Here is a 21,057-nt window from a genome sequence, read left to right as displayed (position 1 = left end):
AATGAGCATAACAATGCAGCTGCAGTAAACATTAAAAGGCATTTTTGAATAAATAATGAGGCGCATAGCGCGCCTCACGTTTTATTGTAAGGCTGGTTCTAGCGGTAGTATTTTAGACACCAATAACTGCTCAACCCGGATCCCTTCAACATCCACAACTTCAAATTTAAAACCTGCGTATTGAATATATTCTGCACGTTTAGGAATTCGCTTCATGGTATAAATTAAAAATCCAGCAACAGTTTCATAATGCATTTGATCTAAAAATTCATCTACACCGAGTACTTTTGCCAGCTCAACGGCTGGAGTTAAACCATCAACTAACCATGAGTTTTCATCTCGCTGTATAATAAGTTCATCACCAGTATGAGTGATCAGATCTCCCATAAAGCCTTTCATCAAATCTTTAACGGTCACAATTCCCACGACAAGTGCGTATTCATTAACCACCACTGCGAAGGGTTTTGCTGCGCCTTTAAAGGCATTTAACGCCTCTGACAAACTCAGTGTTTCTGGTAGATAAAAAATATCTTTTTCAAGCATCTCGTCATTGATAGTCGCCGCTTTGCCTTTGAGTACTTGACGAAGAATATCTTTTGATTCAACTGAGCCAATTAATTTATCTAAATTGCCATTACATACCAAAAAATGATTATGTGGATGATCAATGATTTTACCCGAAATACCATCGCTGGGTTCGTTGATATCAAAGTAGACTATTTGATCTCGAGGTGACATTACACTCGATAAGAAGCGCGCCTCTAAATCAAATACATTACCAATTAAGTCATATTCTTGTTGTTGTAAACTGCCATATTCGGCACCTGCATCCATCATTGCGACGATATCTTCAGTGGTGACAATGTCTTCACGCTCTGCTGGCACATTGAATAACCGTAAAACAATGTTAGTTACACCATTAAAAAACAATACCAACGGTGTTAATGCATACGTTATCCAACGCATGATCGTGACTACGCGAACCGCAACAGCCTCAGGGAGGATCATCGCTAAGCGTTTTGGTAATAAATCAGCAAATAAAATAAACAATGAAGTAATTGTCAAAAAAGACAGCAAAAAGCTAATTTGCGCCAGTAACGGTCCTTGATAAAATAAAACAAGTACACTTTCAACATAAGGTGAAAGCGCTTGTTCGCCCACTATACCGCCTAAAATAGCAATTGCATTGAGAGCAATTTGGATCATGGCAAAAAAAGCACCTGGTTGCTCTTGCAGCTTTAATACTGCCGCCGCTTTAGCATTGCCCTCATCAGCCATGACTCTTAATTTAATTTTACGTGATGCTGCGATGGCGATTTCCGACATAGCAAATAACGCACTGATCAAGATTAATAAAGCAATCCCGATTAAATCACCCATTTATAACTCCAAAAATAAGCGCTTTTATAAGCAAAAGCAGCTGGATTATAGCCCCTTTTAAAGGTTGGGCAATTGAAATTTAATTAATATAGAAAGCCTATAAATATCAGTTATTTAAAAATAAAAAAGCTTACTGATACATGCTAAATGCGTTAATGAGTTTAGTTTGAGTTGGCTTATCTAGCGCTTTATTACAAGCAAAATACAGTGCTGGTTGTTTGATCTCGAGTCTTAAAATAGGTGCTAACTTATCAACAACCTGTCTTTTCGACTGTTCAAATTTAACGCGTTGTTCTGGTAATACGACGATATCGATACTACTTTGACGGCTTTGAACTATTTTAAAAATATGATCAAAACTATTCATCAGCATTATATTTACGCCTTCTTCAAAGCCCTGTGATAATAAAAAGTGATGGCTGTAATTATCTTTTAATACCGCAATTCGGTATTGCTTTGCTTGCTCTAAGGAATTGATGACAATGCTTTTCGAATTCAATGCATAAAGATAAGTGTTTAACTGTGCTAATTCTGCAATCCAAATAAATTGCTTTTCACGAGGAGCTGAACGCGCCATAGAAAAAATACACGTTTGCGGATCGCGCAGTGCCATATTAAATGCAGTGCTCCAGCCATGTACTGAAACTACGTAATCGAGTGTTGAAGAATCTAGCACCATTTGAACTTTATCAGCAATATAGCCAACAAGTTGTTCATTTTCATCAAGGTGTTGAGCAGGCGGAAAGTGTTCCGTCACGACATTTAATTTGGCGATACTTTGATTACTTAAAATTATGAATAAAAAATAACACCACTTAGCCACTACTGCCCCACCGATTATTACTTTAAGCGCCTATTGACATAAATTAAATATAACGGCAAATAGCTGATTTGTGAATTTAAAAAGCAGCATACGCAGTATGCTGCTCATCATTAACTATGTGCGGTTCATAGTATTAATTAAAAATGCTGAAATTTTTGCACCTTCTCTAAGCGTTGTATCTGAACTCGATTGACCTACCAAAGAGCTATCCGTAAATGGAGCAATCTCCATCATATCAGCGCCGGTGATCGGAAATTCATCTGCCAATGCAACCAAGATATCCAAAGCATGTTGCGGTGTTAAACCATTTCCTTCCGGTGTACCTGTTGCTGATGCAAACTCTTCATCTAGAGCATCAATATCAAAGCTGACGTAGAGTTCATCAACATTATCAGCTTTAAGCTGAGCAATTACTTCTGCGGCAATTGCCGGTGCGCCTCGTTCGATGATCTCATGAGCCCAATGTTGTTTAACGCCAAAGGTAGATTCCCAGTGCTGTTTTGGCTTACCGCTTGAACGAATACCAAATTGGATCAAATGATGCGGTGCAGGTAAAAATTCTAAAATATGCGTGCACCACGAGCCAAAACATAAATCGATACCTAAACGCTCAACCAGTAAGTCAGTGTGCGCATCAAAATGAATAATTGCCGTACGCTTGCCCTGCTCGCGTTTGGCTTTTAAGTATGCTTTAGTCAATGGGTAACTAATTGAATGATCGCCACCAATCCCAAAAATCCCTTTATCTTTAAAGGTCGCGTAAAAGCTATTGCACACATCTTCGGTAATTGATAATGGACTAACGTAATACTCACTATTTGGATTGTCGTATAATGCTTTTTGGCAATTACTGATAGTCGCGTCGTTTAAATATTTATCATGCAATAAATGTGGGATAACCCTTACATCCCCTAAATCAAATGACTTAGCCTGAGGCTGCTGATCAATCAATGTTGAGCGTAAAAACAACGGCCCCCAGTTCGCGCCGCGTAAAATGCCACCACCGCAGTCAGAGCTAATACCTAAAGTCACCGCTTTATGCTCATTTTGACTCAGCGTATCGAGTGATGCACGCCATAGCGTATCGACATTATCTTCTTGCCCATACAGTTTCATGCGCAGCGCCGCTTTACGTTCTTTTGCCGTATTAACCGTAAAAACGCCATCGCCCGGTGGACATAAACAGTGTTCAACTTTACTTTTAAATGTCTGCCATTGTGTGCTCATTGCAATTCCTTACTGTGTGCTTTTGCGTAGTTATGCAAAAGAGCGTTGTTGAAAATAAAATTAATAAAAGGTTCACGCGCCGATTTTTACTCGCAATTTTATGACTCTCGCCGCTTTAGCTACATTTAAAATAACTATATAAACCTCTAAAATTACAATTGGTTATACTTATTTATCCAACAACGTATAAACTAAAATAGAGTGCCCAGTAGGGTTGATATAGTGTCTATGAATACAAGTCAACTACCGACGATGAGACAAATTAAAGTCAGTTGCTTGAATATTCAAAGAGAATGAATAAATTTGATAACGGACATCCGTCCTGTACAAAGCAAAGTATTGTGGTAATTATGCTAAATTGACAACAACTCTTTATAAATTAGCGTTATTAACTGACGTTAGAACAAAAGTTATAAATAAGGCTCCGCTATGGAAAAGGTATTTCACTTAGGACTCACCCGCGACGATCTACACGGTGCAAAACTTGCGATTGTTCCGGGCGATCCAGATCGTGCAGCACGTATTTCAACTTTTCTCGAAAACCCAACTTGCCTCGTCCAAACCCGAGAGTTTCATGCTTACTTAGGTCAACTCAGTGGTCAGTCTGTGGTTATTTGCTCAACCGGTATTGGTGGTCCTTCAACCTCTATTGCAGTAGAAGAACTGGCGCAATTGGGAGTTGAAACATTCTTACGAATTGGCACAACTGGCGCTATTCAACCTCATATTAATGAAGGTGATATTTTAATCAGCCAAGCATCTGTGCGTTTAGATGGTGCGAGTCAACATTTTGCGCCATTAAACTACCCTGCTGTGTCTGACTTTTTCGCTACTCAAGCGATGGTCAATGCGTGCGGTAATTTAGGTATTGATTTTCATATTGGTATTACTGCATCAAGCGATACTTTTTACCCAGGTCAAGAACGTTACGACACTTACTCGGGTTATGTACCAAAAGCATTTCAAGGTAGCTGTGAAGAATGGCAAAAGCTGGGCGTGATGAACTATGAAATGGAATCAGCAACCTTATTTACAATGTGTGCAGCACTGGGTCTAAAAGCCGCCTGTGTAGCTGGAGTGTTGGTTAATCGTACTCGCCAAGAAATCCCTAATGTAGATCACGGCGAGATAGAAAAAAAATCAGTCTCAGTGGTACTTGAAGCCGCTAAACTGCTGTTGGCTTAATATTTAAACTAATACTTTGTAGTACTGGCAAACCAGGGTAACTTGCCAGTACTGCTTGACTGACACTTAACTGATTTTCCTTGCCCTGCGTTTGTAATAACTCAATCCCTTTGACAACATTTTTAGTCATTGCCAAACCAGCTAAATGCAATTGACTCACCGCACTTTGCAGTGGTGATAAGCTTGGGCTATACGCGGCATTCTCTGCATAACACCCATAAAAATTACCATTTTCGAAAGTACTAATCTTCACTGCACTGTAATTTTCTGAGTAAGGTACATAAGCTGCCAATGCATAACTTAGCAAGGTTTTATCCAGTTTAGCCGCTGTAACAAACTCATGTTGTTGTGGTGCAGGGTTAAACAAGCTATAAGAATTACCTAAATCTTGCGGGCCAAATGAGTGAGGGAGTAGATCAGCCAGCTTGAATTGCTGCTGCGGTAATAAAATATCAAAGCTCTGTGCATCAGCCAACTCATTCATAAATTGACGACAATAACCACACGGTGCATCACTGATAGCAATTTTAGCTATTTTTTTCGCACCATTGAGCCAAGCGTTATTAATTGCCGATTGCTCAGCATGGACCACTAAGCTTAATGCTTGTTGTGCAAATTCAACATTAGCCCCAAAATAAAAATGTTGCTCACCATGTTTATCGTAGCCAACTACAATTGCCCCAACAAAAAAATGTGAAATAGGAACAACTGCAAATTTAGCGGCAATAGGTAAACAGGCACGCAGTATAACCTCGACAGGCTGCTTATATTGGGCGCACAAAGCTGCCATATCAGCGGTATTTAAAATACCTTTGTGCTGTTTTACGTGAAGATATAACTGCTGCTGTTGCTTTTCGCTGAAACTAAAAACGCAGCGAGTTTGAGTACTTACTGTAGGCGTTAATGAAGACATAGACTAGTTTTATGATTTAATGGCTAACTAGTTTAGAAGGTTCAACGCTTAAATGCTAGGTTGATTTACTAACCAATTTTTCGCGCTGTTAAAACAATCAAAATTTTCTGCTTTTATATTAAAGCGCTGCACTTTTTGATAAAAGTTCATCACATCCTGTGCACTTGCCGTCCCTCTAAGCGTCATTATTATTAATGACGTAGATGCATCATACACGATGCAAGTAGACACATTTGACATAATTACTACTCGATTATTAATGCTATTGCCATAAAATGACAAAACAGTCGACATTCTAGATAAAAAGATGAACAGTCAATATCAAATCAGCTCTGACTAGAGTGATGATACAGAATAAAAGATGGCTTTTATTACTGAAATAATGCCAATAGAGGCTAACTAAAAGAAGCTTAATTTGCATAACTAGGAGTTTAATACCGTTAAATATAACCTGTTCAGCAAGATATGCGCCGCACCTTTACCAATTTAAATTAGTATTACCTATAGCGGCGCACAATTTGTTAGCACGTTAGTCTTTGGCGGATCTCAAGCCGCAAAGCAATAGCAAGAGGCCTAATATTTATCGACTAACAATCAACCTGTATTACGCATACCTGCGGCAATCCCGGTCATAGTGATCATTAACGCGTTATCAATGTCACCAGAGCTGCCTTCTGCCGCTTCGCGCGAACGTTTTAACAACTCAACTTGAAGCACATTCAGTGGATCCGTATACGGGTTACGCAAACCAATAGACTCTTTTATCCAAGGTTGATCGGCAAGCAAACTTTGCTGTGGGCTTAACGATTGTACCAGTGAAATAGCCTGCTTGAGCTCTTTACGTAATTTTTCACCTAATGATTTGTATTGCTCTTCAACCAAAGCATCGTCGTAATGCGCACTTAACCAACAGTCCGCTTTACTGAATACCATTTCAAGCATTTCTAGACGGGCTCTGAAAAACGGCCAATGTTGACTCATCTCATTAAGGGTGTCTATGCCGTGTTTTTCAAGTGCAGCTTGTAAACCAGTTAGTGCACCAAGCCATGCTGGTAGCATTAAGCGATTTTGACTCCAAGCAAAAATCCACGGAATAGCCCGCAAGCTTTCAACACCACCATTGGGGTTACGCTTTGCTGGACGCGAACCAAGCGGTAACTTTGATAGTTCCTGCTCTGGTGTTGCCATTCTAAAGTACGGCACAAAGTCTTCATCAAAACGCACTACATTACGGTAATGCTCACATGACTTTTCACTGATCAACGCCATTACATCACGCCATTCGTCTTTAGGCGCTGGTGGTGGTAATAAATTACTTTCAAGCACTGCGCCAGCATAGATGTTTAGACTTTCCAGCGCCACATTAGGTAGGCCAAACTTAAAGCGGATCATCTCCCCTTGTTCAGTTACACGTAGGCCACCTTTTAATGATCCTGGTGGTTGTGAACGCAATGCTTGCGCAGCAGGTGCGCCACCACGACCAACAGTACCGCCACGACCGTGGAATAATACCAACTCAATACCACGTTGCTCTGCCAGCTGTACCAGTTTATCCATCGCTTCATATTGCGCCCAACCAGCGGCCATCATACCCGCATCTTTGGCTGAATCTGAGTAGCCAATCATCACGTTTTGCACGCCTTCTGCTTGACCGCGATACCAATTATTATCTAATAATTGAGTGATAACATCGCTGCCTGCATTTAAGTCATCTAAGGTTTCAAATAATGGCGCAACGGGCAGTTTAAAACTACAGCCACTTTCTTGTAATAGTAATTGTACAGCTAATACGTCAGAGGCTGTACGTGCCATTGAAATGATATATAAGCCAAACGTCGACGCATCTTGCTTAGCGATTACATCAAAGGTGTCGAGGACTTCTTTTACATCAGCGCTTGGTTGCCAATGCTTAGGAATAAGTGGGCGACGAGAGTTAAGCTCAGCTAATAAAAATGCCTGCTTATCTTCTTCTTGCCATTGGTCGTAATCACCTAAACCTAAATAACGAGTGAGCTCTGAAAATACCTGACTATGACGCGATGAATCTTGGCGTATATCTAGTTTAGCTAAACGAATACCAAAGCTATTAATACGACGTAACATGTCTAATAATAAGCCATTGGCTACCACCGCAATGTTACTATTAAGCAACGAGCGGTAGCATGCTTCAAGCGGCTGCTTTAACTGCTCAATATCAGTGACTATGTCTTGTGCGTCGGTGCGCTTATTCATAATTTTAGCGCCAAGATGAGCAACGGTTTCACTCACTTGCGCTTTGAGTACTTTTAATACCGCACGATACGGTTCAAAATTTTGCCCGGCGAGTTCGACTAGCTCATCACTGGCTTGTGACATAGAAAGCTCAGTGCTTAAAGTGTCGATATCGCGACTGTATAAATCAAGTGCCATCCAGCGACCATGATCCAGCACTTGCTGCGTCACTAATGCTGTTACAAATGGATTGCCATCGCGATCGCCGCCCATCCATGAGGTGAACTCAACGGGGCTATAATCGTTCGGTAACTCTAAATCAAGGTGCTCTTTTACTTCTTTATTAAAGTCTCGTAAAAAACGCGGAACGGCGTGCCAAAGGCTATTTTCAATCACTGCAAAACCCCATTTTGCTTCATCAATTGGGGTTGGACGTGAACGGCGGATGTCGTCTGTATGCCATGCTTGACTAATCAACTGAGCAATACGGTTTAATATATTTTCACGCTCATAAGGCAGGTTATCGGTGCGCTCAAGCGCCGCTAAACAATCACTTAATTCAACGTGTTTGTTAATAATTGTACGCCGAGTTACTTCAGTTGGGTGTGCAGTTAAAACTAAATTAATATGTAGTTTGGCTAAGCTCTCTGCGATTTCATTGGGATTTATTTTACCCTGTTGTGCGTGGCTAGCTAATACTTTTAAAGTTTGTGTTAATGGACTTAGCTGACAAAAACCCACGTCATTAAAACGAGAAATAGTATGAAACTGCTCTGCAACATTGGCTAGATTCAAAAAGTGATTAAAAGCACGTGCCACTGGCAGTAACTCTTCATCGGTTAAAGTATGCAGAACATTAATTAAGGTATGGCGGTCTTGCTCGTTTCCTGTGCGGGATGACTTAGCTAAAGCTCGAATTTCTTCTACTTTATCTAAAATCGCTTGTCCTTGGGCGTCTTTAATTGTTTGGCCTAATAATTGCCCCAATAAATTAACGTTCCCACGCAAGGCGGCATATTGTTCATTCATTCCTGATACTCCATTGTTGATGTTTATACCATAAAGGTACTAATAATAAGTCATGTTCGATTTTTAAGTGTGGAGTGTGAGAGGCTAAAAACCGATATTTTGCTTACCTTTATATTTGTAAGGCTCTATTAATATCATCCAAATGGATAATTTAACAGATCTAAAGCTTACTCTTATTGTATTAGCCACTTTTAACGCAACTCGCTTGCAGTACAGCAGTGGCACACGCACAATTGCCACATACAAATAAAGGAGAGCACCATGACAACATTTGGTATTGGTATCCAAACTAAAGAGCAGGCATTAGCCAGCCTAAGTGATATGACGAGTGATTTAACAGCTATTCAGGCTGATGAACTTTTAGCGCGTATTGCCAAAGCGCAAACCTATATGCAAGCAAATGACATTGACGCGATTTATCTAAATGCAGGCACTAACCTTACCTATTTTACTGGCATGCACTGGTACGCCAGTGAGCGTATGGTAGGTGCAATTTTACCTGCCAAAGGCGACATACAATACATTGCCCCGTATTTTGAAATTGGTTCGTTGAATGGCTTTAAAGTCATCGATGGTACTATTCGTGGTTGGCAAGAGCACGAAAGTCCATATGAGCTCTTTGTACAAATAATCACTGAAATGGGTATTGCTGCCAATGGCACTGTGGGCATAGATGAAAGCGCACAATTCTTTATTTTTGACGGTATAAATAAAGCGCAAACGGGCTTAAACCTAGTCAATGCACAACCTGTGACCGCGCACTGCCGTATGCATAAATCATCCAACGAGCTGGCACTGATGCAACGTGCTATGGACATGACGTTAGCGGTTCACCAAGCAACTGCAAGTATGTTACACGAGGGGATCAGCACGAGCGAAGTTGAAGCATTTATCAAGCAAGCCCACCAAAAAGTAGGTGCACCAGGTAACTATTTTTGCATCGTATTATTTGGCGTTGCAACCTCGTTCCCACATGGCGTGAAAGACCCACAAATTCTTAAAAAAGGCGACATGGTACTGATTGATACTGGCTGTAAAGTACATGATTACTTATCAGATATTACCCGCACCTATGTATTTGGTGAGGCCACAGAGCGCCAACGCCAGTTTTGGGATTACGAAAAAGCCGCGCAAATCGCCGCGTTTAACGCCGCTAAAATCGGTGCTCCTTGTGAAGCCGTTGATGCTGCAGCACGCAGTTATTTAGCTGCACAAGATTTAGGTCCTGAATATCAAACCCCAGGTTGTCCACATCGTACTGGCCACGGTATTGGTTTAGACATTCATGAATGGCCTTATTTAGTCGGTGGTAACAAAACCCCGCTCGTAGCAGACATGTGTTTTAGTAATGAGCCAATGCTAGTTGTGCCTGATGAATTTGGCGTTCGCTTAGAGGATCATTTTTACATGACCGACAACGGTCCTAAGTGGTTTACCGAGCCGGCTCACAGCATTGACGACCCATTTGGTTTAGCAGGTTAATTTAACTTAAATTAGCTTATCCCTAAAGCTGCACGGTAAGCCCCCTACCATGTAGCTTTATAAAAACTAAGAATAGCCCCCCCTTGAATTTACTCACCCTCGCCTGCATATCCCTGTTACATTTTGTAAAAATAGGCTCACTGATGAAAAAGCTTAAAATCGACATCGTTTCAGACGTTATGTGCCCATGGTGCATTATTGGTTATAAAAACCTTGAAACAGCCCTTGCGCAATTAAGTGACGAATTTTCTGCTGAAATAAGCTGGAAGCCATTCGAACTAAATCCAGACATGCCTGTTGTTGGCCAAGATTTAAACGAGCACCTACAACAAAAATACGGCCTAACTGAACAGCAAGGCGCTGAAAACCGTAAACGTATTTTAGAGATGGGCGAGCAAGCAGGCTTTGACTTTAATTTTGACGGCAAACGGATCATGATCAACAGTTTTGATTTACATCGTTTACTGACATGGGCTGCCAGTGAAGGCAAACAAACTGAATTAAAACTGGCATTTTTTAAAGCGCACTTTACTGATTTAGTTTATTTAAATGAGCAAGATACGCTGCTTGATGTAGTGCAAAGCGTTGGCCTTGATAGGGCCCGTGCAAAAGAAATATTAGATTCAGGCGAGTATTTCCAAGAAGTACGTAGCGAGCAAAGTGCGCTACAACAGATGGGCATTACCTCAGTGCCAACCTTCATCATTAACGAGCAATACGCCCTCACCGGCGGCCAACCAAGCGATGCATTTGTGCAAGCATTTAAACAAATCGCCGAGCAAGAAGCGCAACAGTAAAATAAAAAGCCATGTAACAACTATTGGGGTCACTTCAACCAAGTTACGTGGCTTTTTACCTTATGTGCCAATCTTAGGGTGCTGTTGAATCAGTGAGTTCTAAATCAAATACGGCACTGACTGATGCCGAAAAAACCATATTTTCCTGCAAGTACTTACCAGCGCTTGTAAATTGCTGAGTCCGATTACCAGTCACTTCTATCCGTTCAATAGCTTGATTTTCGCCATACCGATTAAAACTATTATTGGCAGCCGAGTTGATACTATAAATACTCCCAAGCTTAGTACCAAATGCCTTGGCTAATGAGCTGGCTTTCTCTTTTGCATCATTCACAGCCATCGCATTGACTTGTGCTTTTAAAGCCTTCGCTGCTGATGATTTTAGCTCTATACTTTTAATTGCATCAATTTTTACGCTCAGTGCAAAATCCAGGAGTGCATTCAAGCACTTAATATCCGTTAATGTTACTTGAATACTGCGGTTAGCTGTATAGCCTTCCAATTGCTGTTTATCGCTCTCGGTATACGAATACTCGGCTGCGTGTTAATGCTTGAAGCAGAAACATTTTTCTCATCAATATTAAACTTAGGGAGGCTAGCTAAAAAACTATTGATCCGATTATCAACATCCTTTTTCGCATCTAAACTAGAGACTTGTAAATTTTCCACCTCGAGGTTAATCACAGCAATATCAGGCTTTGCTTTTAACTGCGCCTCCCCGGTGACTACAATATGTCGGTTATCTGGCAAAGCCGTATTTGCACTGACAAATGAGGCAAAAGCTAAGAACGCAAAAAGACTAACGTAATTCATAATATCCCTTTCAAAAAAACCAGTAAATACGTAAGAGCATGGCAACCTTACATCGTTTCTTTATCAATTACTTTAATATTGTAAAACTCACCATCGCTTGGCTCTTCGAAATATTGAGTAACGTGATTAAACACAGCTTCAGTGTCAAATGCAGCTCTATTTGGTTGTTCAATGCATCGCCGGGCAATTTGCTGAAGGCATAACTCATTCGATACTTTTAAGTAAGTAAACTCAATATTCGCTTGTATTTCAGTAGCTAAACTTTTTAACCATGCTCGCTGTTTTTTTGTATTAGCAGGGAAGTCCATAACCACAGTCGCACCAGCTTGCAGAATGTTTTGAACATGAACTTTGAGTAAAGACCTCAATAAACCAGAGTAGTTAATATAATCTTCAAACGACTTGATTTGGTCAGGGTAAAGTGTAGCCAACCAGTCATCTTCACTGATAAGCACGGCATTACGTTCAAGAGCTATCTTTTTAGCTTCGGTTGATTTACCTGCCCCCATTTTGCCACAGAATAACAGTAAAGATCCCGCTACCACCATGAACCGTACTCCTTGTTGTATTTTGATTTCTATGCAAATAGCTTAACACAAGCTGTAAAGGTATAGCTCTGTATTAAGTATCACATGAGTCTTAAAAGTTAAGCTAATTTTAAGATGGGTGTCTGCGAAAATATGTTATTGCACAACCCAATTTAAAGACACCCACTTTAAACTAATGACTGTTTTTTCTTGAACCTAGCTAACTATAATCATGGCTCTTCCCTGTTACATTCCTTTACAGTGCAACTGTTGCTATTTTTATTATGATTTTATAACTCGTGTTATCCTTAACAAAAAGCAGCGAGGCATCATTCGCTGTGCCAATTATAAAAACGGAGAACGTATGAGTAATTCTTTCAAAGTACCGCATACTTTGATTTTACTGCTAGCTATGATGGTAACAGCGCTGATTGCTACCTGGTTAGTACCACAAGGCTTTTTTACTACAACACTATCTGACTCAGGCCGAGAAATGGTGGTCGCGGGGACTTACCAAGTGGTTGCAGAGCGTCATTATTTGACCCCATGGGATTTATTAACGGCGATACCGCGGGCGTTTGCAGCGGCGCAAGATGTGATCTTTTTTGTGTTAATTGTTGGCGGCGTACTTGCCATTGCCCGTGCTACTGGCACGGTTGATGCGCTAATTGGCCGCTTACTAGAGCGCCATGGCAAAAAGCCGCAACGACTTATTTTTATGGTGATATTTTGTTTTGCTTTAGCCTCTAGCAGCATTGGTACTGCGGGTGAATACATTCCGTTTGTATTGATTTTAGTCGCTTTATGTAAAGCCATGCGCCTTGATGCAATGACTGCGGTCGGTATGATTGTGGCAGGTTACGGGATTGGTTATGGGGTATCGGCGTTTAACCCGTTTACGGTGTTAATTGCTCAGCAAATTGCTGAAATTCCTGTTTATTCTGGCTTATGGTTACGTTTAGCGATATTCGTGCCGTTTGTATTAATTGGCTTTCACCATGTGTGGCAATACACCAAACGTGTAGCCGATGATCCCAGCAAATCAATGATGTTGGATGTCCCCTGCCCACTTAATGATAAAGCCACACCAAATTATCCTGAACTTGCGCTGCGCCATAAACTAATTTTAGGCAGTTTTATCATTACGCTTGCTATCGCTGTATGGGGCATTGCCACGAAAGATTGGTACTTATACGAGCTAGGCGGTGTATTTATTGCGTGGGGTGTGATTGTTGCTGTACTGGGACGTTTATCAGCAGATGAAACTGCTAACCGTTTTATTGAAGGGGTCTCAGATCTCGTGACTACCGCTATTTTAATTGGTGTGGCTCGTGGTATTGCTTTGATACTGGAAGATGGGCAAATTTTGCATAGTTTAGTGCATGGTATGTCGCTGCCGCTTTCGTATGTGAGCGCCGAGATCTCGGCCATTGGCATGTTAGTCATTCAAACAATACTCAATACCTTTATTCCATCAGGCTCTGGGCAGGCGTATGTGACTATGCCGCTAATGGCACCGCTAGGCGATTTAGTCGGCGTGCCACGCCAAGTGGCTGTACTTGCTTATCAATTTGGTGATGGCTTTTCGAATATGATCATCCCAACTAATGCAGTATTAATGGGGATTTTAGGGATGGCGGGCGTACCTTACGGCCATTGGTTCCGCTTTTGTTTACCACTACTAATCAAGCTGATGGTCGCGGCTTCCATTGTATTAGTGCTTGCAGTAATGTTTGGTTATGGCTTAGATGTACAACCAAGTGCCGTTGGCAGTTAAATAGCTTGGCTATTTAAACGTAAAAACCACCTTTATTGGTGGTTTTTACGTTATGAGCCGCTCAGGTTGAAAGCTCTTTAGCGCTACCTCGTCACTAACGTCTAAGTTCTATACAGCACTTTAACTACATGCCAGCCAAACTTGGTTTTAACTAAATGTGGCTCGAGAATTTCTCCACTAAAAGCCACTTTATCAAACTGTGTTACCATTTGGCCGCGTTTAAATTCGCCTAAATCACCGCCTTTTTTACCCGATGGGCAAGTAGAGTGCTTTTTTGCCAGCACTGGGAACTTAGCGCCTTTTTTTAATTGTTTGATGATATCTTCAGCAAGTTCTTTATGCTTAACTAAAATATGTAATGCGTGAGCGGTGCTAGCCATGATCTGTCTCTACTAAATTTAACTGCTGCGATTTTAACACAACATTTATATGCAAACGATCTCAAGATGTAAAATTCAGCCTCTAGAGATCGTTTGCATATAAATTAGGTTATGACTTTTAAAATGTATTTATTTGTTACTTTTGAACACAAATCAAGCAACCCTACTACACAGTCTGTCCGCTATAAATCACTACAGCCCGTTAAATACAAGAAAACACTTTAAAAACAAAGATAAAATGGGCATTTAAAGGTTGATTTAGGTATATTGCTTTTAGCCATTTTTATGGATATGATAATGGCTATCATTTACAATTACCTTGCGGATCCTCTATTATGAAAGCAGTATTTAAATCAGCTACCACCTTAGGTGTTAGCCTTCTTTTAGTATCAGCATTTGTTGCGCAACCTGCATTTGCTAATGGCCCTATTGGCGAACATGTAAACCACTTACAAGCAAATATTAAAGATTACTCAGAAGAAGTTGAATGGATGATCGGCAAAGTCGATACCATGGTAAGCAACTATGAAAGCAAAGGCGCAAAAGCGGTAAAAAGCGATGACTTAATCGAATACTGGGAATCAGTAAAGTTTCACAGCGCAATTGAAACAAATTTTGTGCCTGTATATGCGTCAATCTGGCAAGGTATTTACGGCGTAAAAATGGCCATTGATAACAACAAGCCGGCCACTGAAGCTCGTAAAGAACAACACGCTATGAATACTGCCTTGTGGCAAGGCCTTGGCGCAGTTAAACTAGCGGCGCAATTTCAACAAAAAGGTTTACTTGCAAACGTTAAAGCAACTGCAACCACAAGCATGACTCAAAGTGCTACAATCGATGAAATTAAACATAAACTTGATCGTGTCATTGCCAAATATGCAGAACGTTTAAGTGATGAAGCAACCAGCATTGTGCACGATACTTACCTTCACCTATTTGAAGGTGTTGAAGGCACACTTATCGAACAAGATGCCAAACTTGTTGAAGTATTAGAAAAAGATTTTAATGTGACACTGCCAAAAGCAATTTCAGATAACAAAAGTGTTGATGATGTACGCGATGTGGTAAGTAGCATGCACACTAAATTAGACCGCGCTAAGGTATTACTCGAAAAAGCCGAAAAAGCACGTAAGGATGTATTTTAAGTGAAGCGTAGGACCTTTATACAAGGCCTAGCTGCGTTTGGGGCAATCGGTGCATTACCATTGCCTCTTTCTCGCGCACTAGCTGCCAATATAACAAACCCTGTGTCTGTTGATGACTTACCGAAACTTGAAGGTGAGCTGACCTTATACCTAGGTCGTGGTGAAGGTGGTTTGTATGAAAATGTGCTACAAGCAATTCAAGACAGAAACCCCAACTTTAAACTAGGCATTCGTCGTGGTCCTACAGCGGCTTTAGCCAATACAATTGTTGCTGAAGCAAAAGCTGGGGTGCGTAGAGCCGATTTGTTTTGGGCTGTTGATTCTGGCGCTATTGGCTTGGTTTCAGATGCAGGCCTTGCACAACCAATTCCGAGTGATTTATCAGCGCAGTTGCAACCACAGTTTCGCTATAAAGATTGGGCCCCTGTCACCGGTCGTGTGCGCACCATACCCTATAACACCTCGCGTTTGAGCAAAGAGCAAATTCCAACCAGTATTATGGACATTGCTGATAGTGATTTAAGCATTGGCTGGGCACCTGCGTATGCATCGTTTCAATCATTTGTCACGGCAATGCGTATTCTTGAGGGTGACGATAAAACAGCGAAATGGCTGAAAAAGATTAAAAAGCGTGCTAAAACCTATGCTGGTGAGTTGGGTGTAGTAATGGCCGTTGAACGTGGTGAAGTGGATATTGGTTTTGCTAATCACTATTACACCTTACGTTTAAAATCAGGCAAACCAGATGCCAAACTTGATTTAGCATTTACCCAGCAAGATGCTGGCTGTTTAGTCAATGCATCAGGCATTTTGGCATTGAACGACGACCCTCTTGCCACTCACTTTATGCGCTATTTATTAAGCATTGAAGTGCAAGGTTACTTGGCTCGTGAAGCCTATGAAATTCCGCTGGTAAATAGTGTCCCTCTGCCTGAAGGGTTACCTTCTTTAGCCAATATTTCACCACCCAAAGTGGACTTAACACAGTTAGCTGATCTTCGGCCAACCATAGCTTTGATGCGAAATAGCGGCGTACTGTAATGCGACTACCGGCCTCTTACCCAATGGCGCTGCTTGCAGCGCTTATTGTTTTATCTCCTATCTTTATTTTAATAACGCTGGCCACTGATGCCAGCTCTTTGTTTGATAGTCATAATTTAAGTATTCTCGGCAATACTTTGTCCTTGATGGTATTAACAGTCATTGGTTCTATTCTTATCGGCGTACCGTTAGCATTTATCAGCGCTTATGTGCGTTTACCGTTTAAAAAAGTATGGCTGGTGTTTTTTGCCGCACCTCTAGCCATCCCAAGTTATATTGGTGCATTCACGCTTTATGCGGCTTTTGGCTCAGGCGGAGAGATACATAATCTACTTGGTATTGAACTCCCCTCGATGGATGGGCTCAGCGGCGCAGCTATTGTTATGACTCTTTATACATTTCCATTTGTAATGATGACTACTCGCTCATCTTTACTTAGTCTTGATGCAAGCATGGTTAACGCGGCCCGCACCTTAGGTATGTCGATGACCGAAAGTGTATTTAAAGTCATTTTACCCCGTGTAGTAAATGGCATTGCCGCAGGTTCGTTATTGGTCGCACTGTATACTTTGTCTGACTTTGGCACACCTGCAATGATGCGCCTTGATACCTTTACCCGAGTTATTTATGTCGAGTACAATGCGTTTGAGTTAAGTCGTGCGGCAATGTTATCGTTACAGTTGTTAGTGATTGTAGGCTTTTTGCTGTTGATTGAGTCACAAATTAAAACAGCTAGCGAACGCCATGGTCGGCCATTAATTTTGTTTCCTAGTAAGTGGCAACTAGCAGCTATGTTTACCACTTTTGCACCTATTTTATTATTAGCCATTGGCTTACCTCTGGCGATATTTTCGCTGTGGTTAGCACGTGATGGCTTTAGCTCGTTTGATTTTAGTATTGCGTGGAATTCAGCGTATGCTTCAGCCATTGCTGCAGTGGTTGCGGTGATTGTAGCTATCCCTGTGGCACATGCTGCACTTAGCGGTAAAGCAGGTCGTATCATGGAACGTGTTACTTACTTTGGTTTTGGGATACCAGGTATTGTAATGGGCACCGCACTAGTTTACGGTGGTTTGCAATTGCCATTTTTATATCAAACATTAGGGCTGTTGATCATTGCCTATATGCTGCGTTTTTTACCTTTGGCAGTTGGCACGGTGCGTACCAGTACCGAACACCTTGACGCTAGTTTAGTTAAATCAGCTCGAGTCCTCGGTGCCAGCCCTCGAGAGGCATTTACCCGTATTACTTTACCACTGACAATGCGTGGTATTATCGCAGGTGCTGCTTTAGTGTTTTTAGAGTCAATGCGTGAATTAGAAGCCACGTTATTACTTGGCCCTACAGGCTTTGAAACACTGTCAACTTATTTATGGCGTGTTTATGAGGCGGGCTATTTTGGCCGTGCTGCTATTCCTGGGTTATTATTAGTGCTGATCTCTGCATGCGGTTTAGCTATTATGATGTCTGGCGAAAAACGTAACCAACTCGAACATTGAGGATTTAAATACAAATGCTATCTGTAAGTCAGTTGTCTATAGATTATGGCAGTAACCGTGTAGTAAGCGACCTAAACTTGGCGCTTGGTGAAAGTGAAATCCTCATGCTAGTAGGCCCTACGGGCTGTGGTAAAAGCACAATTTTACAAGCACTGGCAGGACTAATCCCTATTAGCGAAGGTGAAATTAACCTAGGTAAATGGCAAGCCACTCCTAAATTAACAGTGCCGCCTGAAAAACGCAGCGTAGGTATGGTATTCCAAGACTTTGCGTTATTTCCTCATTTAACCGTTGAGCAAAACATTGGCTTTCGTTTAAAAGATACCGCCATTGCCGATCATTGGATAGCCCTGCTTGGTCTTGATGACTTTCGTAATAAAAAGCCAGCCACCCTTTCCGGCGGTCAAAAACAACGCGTTGCACTAGCACGTACTCTTGCCCATCAACCTGACTTTGTGTTACTTGATGAGCCGCTTTCAAATCTTGATGCGGCACTAAAAGATATGCTGCGCTGGGATATCCGAAACGCTCTTAAAAAAGCAGGTGTGCCAGCAATTTGGGTAACTCATGATCAAGAAGAAGCCTTATCAATAGGTGATCGTGTGGGTGTGCTAAAAGCCGGAAAAATCCAGCAACTTGATACTCCTGAACGCTGTTTTAGTGTGCCCAACAACCGCTTTGTGGCACGTTTTTTAGGTGAAGCAAGTTTTATTAGGGGGCATTTTGAGAATAATCAAGCAACTACTGCCATCGGCAATGTGCCCGCTCACGGCGTAGATTGCCTACAAGGTGAGGTCGACGTGCTACTTCGCCCCGACGATGTCATGCTAGTACAAGGTGAGATTGGCAACAACGGTGTGGTGGTATGGGTACGCTTTGAAGGCGGGAGTCGTTTATGTGCTGTAGAGCTTGCCTGTAAAACAGTGGTTACTAGCCGCGTAAGCCACGAAGTTGTGGTATACCCTGGCGATAGCGTGCACGTATCATTAAGTACGTCACATCCACTCGCGGTATACAAACGCGCAATCTAAACTATTATCTGTAATACAACAGTAAAGTAACAAAAAAGCGAGCTAATTGCTCGCTTTTTAATCTCAATGGATTATTTTAATGAGTAACTTTTACTTTACCTGTATGTTTCGAATGTACTATAACTAATACAATAAACCCTACTACAGCAACCACAACACCTATTGGTTTGCCCATATCACTTGATAAGTTAAAGCCAATTGCCGCAGTCATTATGTACGATAACGTAACTGCTGTAGCAATTACTGCAGGAATGCTCGCAATCCAATGGAATGTTCCACGGTCAAATAGGTACTTAGTTGCAAGCCACAATACGCTGGTCGATAGCAACATATTTGAAAATGCAAAATAGCGCCAAATAACCGAGAAATCGAGCTTAGTCATAAAATATGCAATAGTCAAAATTGGTACTGCAAGCAATAAACGATTACGCAAACTTTGTGGGATGTTAAAGGCATCAACCACCGTTAAGCGCAGCGAACGAAACGCTGTATCACCTGAGGTAATTGGGAATACTGCCACTGCAATAATCGCCATAATACCACCAAACACACCTAAATAACTGTTTGCTATATGATTAACTACTAAACCTGGGCCGCCTAAATCAAGCATCGCCTTTAGACCGGCATAACCTTCTGGGAACGCAGCAATACCTGCTAATGCCCATACACAACCAACAATACCCTCACACATCATTGCACCGTAATAAACTGGACGAACGTATTTTTCGTTAGTTAAGCAACGTGCAACAATTGGCGCTTGCGTTGAGTGAAAACCACTAATAGCACCACAGGTTATAGTAATAAACAATAACGGCCAAGTTGGTAATCCATCTGGATTGGGAGTTAAAAAATCATGAGCATGATCAGCTTCAAAATACGCTAAAAAGTCACCTGCAACTGGTAAATGTGGCGCATTAATTAACAGTGATACAGCAATTGCAACTGTCATCACTATCATTAACAAACCAAAAGCGGGGTAAAATTTAGTAATGATTTTATCTATTGGCAGTAAAGTGGCTAAAAAGTAGTAGGCCAAAATTGCCAAAACCCAAAAGGTATTATTAGCAAATATAGTATCTTTAAATACGTCTAAGTTACTTAATAATCCAGCGGGGCTCATTATGAATACTACGCCGACAAAAAATAGTAACATAGCCGTAAATATTAACATAAAGCCTTTAAATACAAGGTTATAATATTTACCTGCAATTTCAGGCAAGCTTTTACCATCCTCTTTTATACTCATAACACCTGAGTAAAAGTCGTGTACTGCGCCACCTAATACATTACCGAGTACAATCCAAACTAAAGCAACTGGCCCGTATAGAGCACCGAGAATAGGGCCAAATATTGGGCCTACCCCTGCAATATTTAAAAACTGAATTAAAAACGCACGTACGGGGTGGATTGCAACATAATCAACACCTTCGCTAAAGCGTTTTTGTGGAGTATCAATAGTGGCGTCCATCCCAGCTTGTTTTTCTACAAAAGGGCTGTAGAACTTGTAACCTAATATTAAAATAGTTAGGCAGATAAAAAAGATGATCATAAGCACGTTTCTCTTTTTATATTTGTATTATAGAGCGCGTTGTCAGTCGCTCCGAATTTCAAACGATGGGTAACCATTGAACGTTAGCAGAGCCTACTAAAATCCACAATACGACTATCTGATAATATAATTAGCCGTTTGAAGTGCTGAGTTTTACTATCGGGAACGAAATGGTAGGCAAATAAAAAAGCCTTGTCGGGGAACAACAAGGCTTGATACTGCACGGGGAATTTTTTAAATGTTAA

17 protein-coding genes and 1 pseudogene are annotated in these 21,057 nt (G+C 41.2%); 8 read left to right on the top strand and 10 right to left on the bottom strand.

Annotated features, from left to right (window positions below; all coding sequences use genetic code 11):
* Nucleotides 1-81: 81 nt before the first annotated feature.
* The 3 genes from HHO47_RS02975 to HHO47_RS02965 all read right to left on the bottom strand — a co-directional run bounded on the left by HHO47_RS02975 (nucleotide 82) and on the right by HHO47_RS02965 (nucleotide 3,430).
* Nucleotides 82-1,380 (bottom strand): hemolysin family protein, encoded by a 1,299-nt coding sequence (locus tag HHO47_RS02975; protein ID WP_169018763.1) that lies wholly within the window; start codon nucleotides 1,378-1,380, stop codon nucleotides 82-84.
* Nucleotides 1,381-1,510: 130 nt separating this feature from the next.
* Nucleotides 1,511-2,203 (bottom strand): transporter substrate-binding domain-containing protein, encoded by a 693-nt coding sequence (locus HHO47_RS02970; RefSeq protein WP_348981632.1) that lies wholly within the window; start codon nucleotides 2,201-2,203, stop codon nucleotides 1,511-1,513.
* Nucleotides 2,204-2,317: 114 nt separating this feature from the next.
* Nucleotides 2,318-3,430, bottom strand: coding sequence for an arginase family protein (locus tag HHO47_RS02965; protein WP_169018761.1), 1,113 nt, complete (start codon nucleotides 3,428-3,430; stop codon nucleotides 2,318-2,320).
* 429 nt (nucleotides 3,431-3,859) lie between these two features.
* Between HHO47_RS02965 and udp the strand changes: the two genes are divergently transcribed.
* Nucleotides 3,860-4,615 (top strand): uridine phosphorylase, encoded by a 756-nt coding sequence (gene udp, locus HHO47_RS02960; protein ID WP_169018759.1) that lies wholly within the window; start codon nucleotides 3,860-3,862, stop codon nucleotides 4,613-4,615.
* Here the strand turns inward: udp and cdd are convergent.
* From cdd to ppc, 3 genes are all read right to left on the bottom strand, one after another.
* Nucleotides 4,596-5,528, bottom strand: coding sequence for a cytidine deaminase (gene cdd / locus HHO47_RS02955; protein WP_169018757.1), 933 nt, complete (start codon nucleotides 5,526-5,528; stop codon nucleotides 4,596-4,598). The genes udp and cdd overlap by 20 nt on opposite strands.
* A 48-nt stretch (nucleotides 5,529-5,576) precedes the next feature.
* The gene (locus HHO47_RS02950; protein WP_169018755.1) at nucleotides 5,577-5,768 is read right to left on the bottom strand and encodes a hypothetical protein; all 192 of its coding nucleotides are present in this window, start codon (nucleotides 5,766-5,768) and stop codon (nucleotides 5,577-5,579) included.
* A gap of 354 nt (nucleotides 5,769-6,122) precedes the next feature.
* Entirely contained in the window at nucleotides 6,123-8,768 is a 2,646-nt protein-coding gene (ppc, locus tag HHO47_RS02945; RefSeq protein WP_169018753.1) for a phosphoenolpyruvate carboxylase, read from the bottom strand.
* Between the two features lie 261 nt (nucleotides 8,769-9,029).
* Here ppc and HHO47_RS02940 point away from each other — a divergent pair, with 261 nt between their 5' ends.
* The gene (locus HHO47_RS02940) at nucleotides 9,030-10,250 is read left to right on the top strand and encodes a M24 family metallopeptidase (RefSeq protein WP_169018751.1); all 1,221 of its coding nucleotides are present in this window, start codon (nucleotides 9,030-9,032) and stop codon (nucleotides 10,248-10,250) included.
* Nucleotides 10,251-10,393: 143 nt separating this feature from the next.
* Nucleotides 10,394-11,047, top strand: a complete 654-nt coding sequence (locus HHO47_RS02935) for a DsbA family oxidoreductase (protein ID WP_169018749.1) — start codon at nucleotides 10,394-10,396, stop codon at nucleotides 11,045-11,047.
* Between the two features lie 73 nt (nucleotides 11,048-11,120).
* Here the strand turns inward: HHO47_RS02935 and HHO47_RS02930 are convergent.
* Together HHO47_RS02930 and HHO47_RS02925 are read right to left on the bottom strand one after the other, a co-directional pair.
* Nucleotides 11,121-11,860, bottom strand: a pseudogene (locus HHO47_RS02930) (SIMPL domain-containing protein).
* 47 nt (nucleotides 11,861-11,907) lie between these two features.
* On the bottom strand, nucleotides 11,908-12,408 hold the full coding sequence (locus HHO47_RS02925; RefSeq protein WP_169018747.1) for an AAA family ATPase: 501 nt from the start codon (nucleotides 12,406-12,408) through the stop codon (nucleotides 11,908-11,910).
* A 343-nt stretch (nucleotides 12,409-12,751) separates the two neighbouring features.
* Between HHO47_RS02925 and HHO47_RS02920 the strand changes: the two genes are divergently transcribed.
* A complete protein-coding gene (locus HHO47_RS02920; protein ID WP_169018745.1) occupies nucleotides 12,752-14,164 on the top strand; it encodes a YfcC family protein in 1,413 nt (470 codons plus the stop codon).
* Between the two features lie 101 nt (nucleotides 14,165-14,265).
* Here the strand turns inward: HHO47_RS02920 and ppiC are convergent, their stop codons facing one another.
* Nucleotides 14,266-14,544, bottom strand: coding sequence for a peptidylprolyl isomerase PpiC (gene ppiC, locus HHO47_RS02915; protein WP_169018743.1), 279 nt, complete (start codon nucleotides 14,542-14,544; stop codon nucleotides 14,266-14,268).
* Between the two features lie 335 nt (nucleotides 14,545-14,879).
* Between ppiC and HHO47_RS02910 the strand changes: the two genes are divergently transcribed.
* From HHO47_RS02910 to HHO47_RS02895, 4 genes are read left to right on the top strand one after another with little or no spacing between them, the layout of a single operon-like run.
* The gene (locus HHO47_RS02910) at nucleotides 14,880-15,692 is read left to right on the top strand and encodes a hypothetical protein (RefSeq protein ID WP_169018741.1); all 813 of its coding nucleotides are present in this window, start codon (nucleotides 14,880-14,882) and stop codon (nucleotides 15,690-15,692) included.
* The gene (locus HHO47_RS02905) at nucleotides 15,693-16,733 is read left to right on the top strand and encodes an extracellular solute-binding protein (RefSeq protein WP_169018739.1); all 1,041 of its coding nucleotides are present in this window, start codon (nucleotides 15,693-15,695) and stop codon (nucleotides 16,731-16,733) included. It begins immediately after the preceding gene.
* Nucleotides 16,733-18,232 (top strand): ABC transporter permease, encoded by a 1,500-nt coding sequence (locus HHO47_RS02900; RefSeq protein ID WP_169018737.1) that lies wholly within the window; start codon nucleotides 16,733-16,735, stop codon nucleotides 18,230-18,232. Before HHO47_RS02905 ends, HHO47_RS02900 begins: the two co-directional genes overlap by 1 nt.
* 14 nt (nucleotides 18,233-18,246) lie before the next feature.
* Entirely contained in the window at nucleotides 18,247-19,263 is a 1,017-nt protein-coding gene (locus tag HHO47_RS02895; protein WP_169018735.1) for an ABC transporter ATP-binding protein, read from the top strand.
* Between the two features lie 76 nt (nucleotides 19,264-19,339).
* Here HHO47_RS02895 and HHO47_RS02890 read toward each other — a convergent pair whose 3' ends face one another.
* Nucleotides 19,340-20,812, bottom strand: coding sequence for a carbon starvation CstA family protein (locus tag HHO47_RS02890; RefSeq protein ID WP_169018733.1), 1,473 nt, complete (start codon nucleotides 20,810-20,812; stop codon nucleotides 19,340-19,342).
* Nucleotides 20,813-21,057 lie beyond the last annotated feature (245 nt).

The organism is Pseudoalteromonas arctica (assembly GCF_012927645.1).
Classification (GTDB): domain Bacteria; phylum Pseudomonadota; class Gammaproteobacteria; order Enterobacterales; family Alteromonadaceae; genus Pseudoalteromonas; species Pseudoalteromonas arctica_A.
Note: the sequence above shows the minus strand (reverse complement) of the source record. Positions and strands in the feature narration are given on the sequence as shown.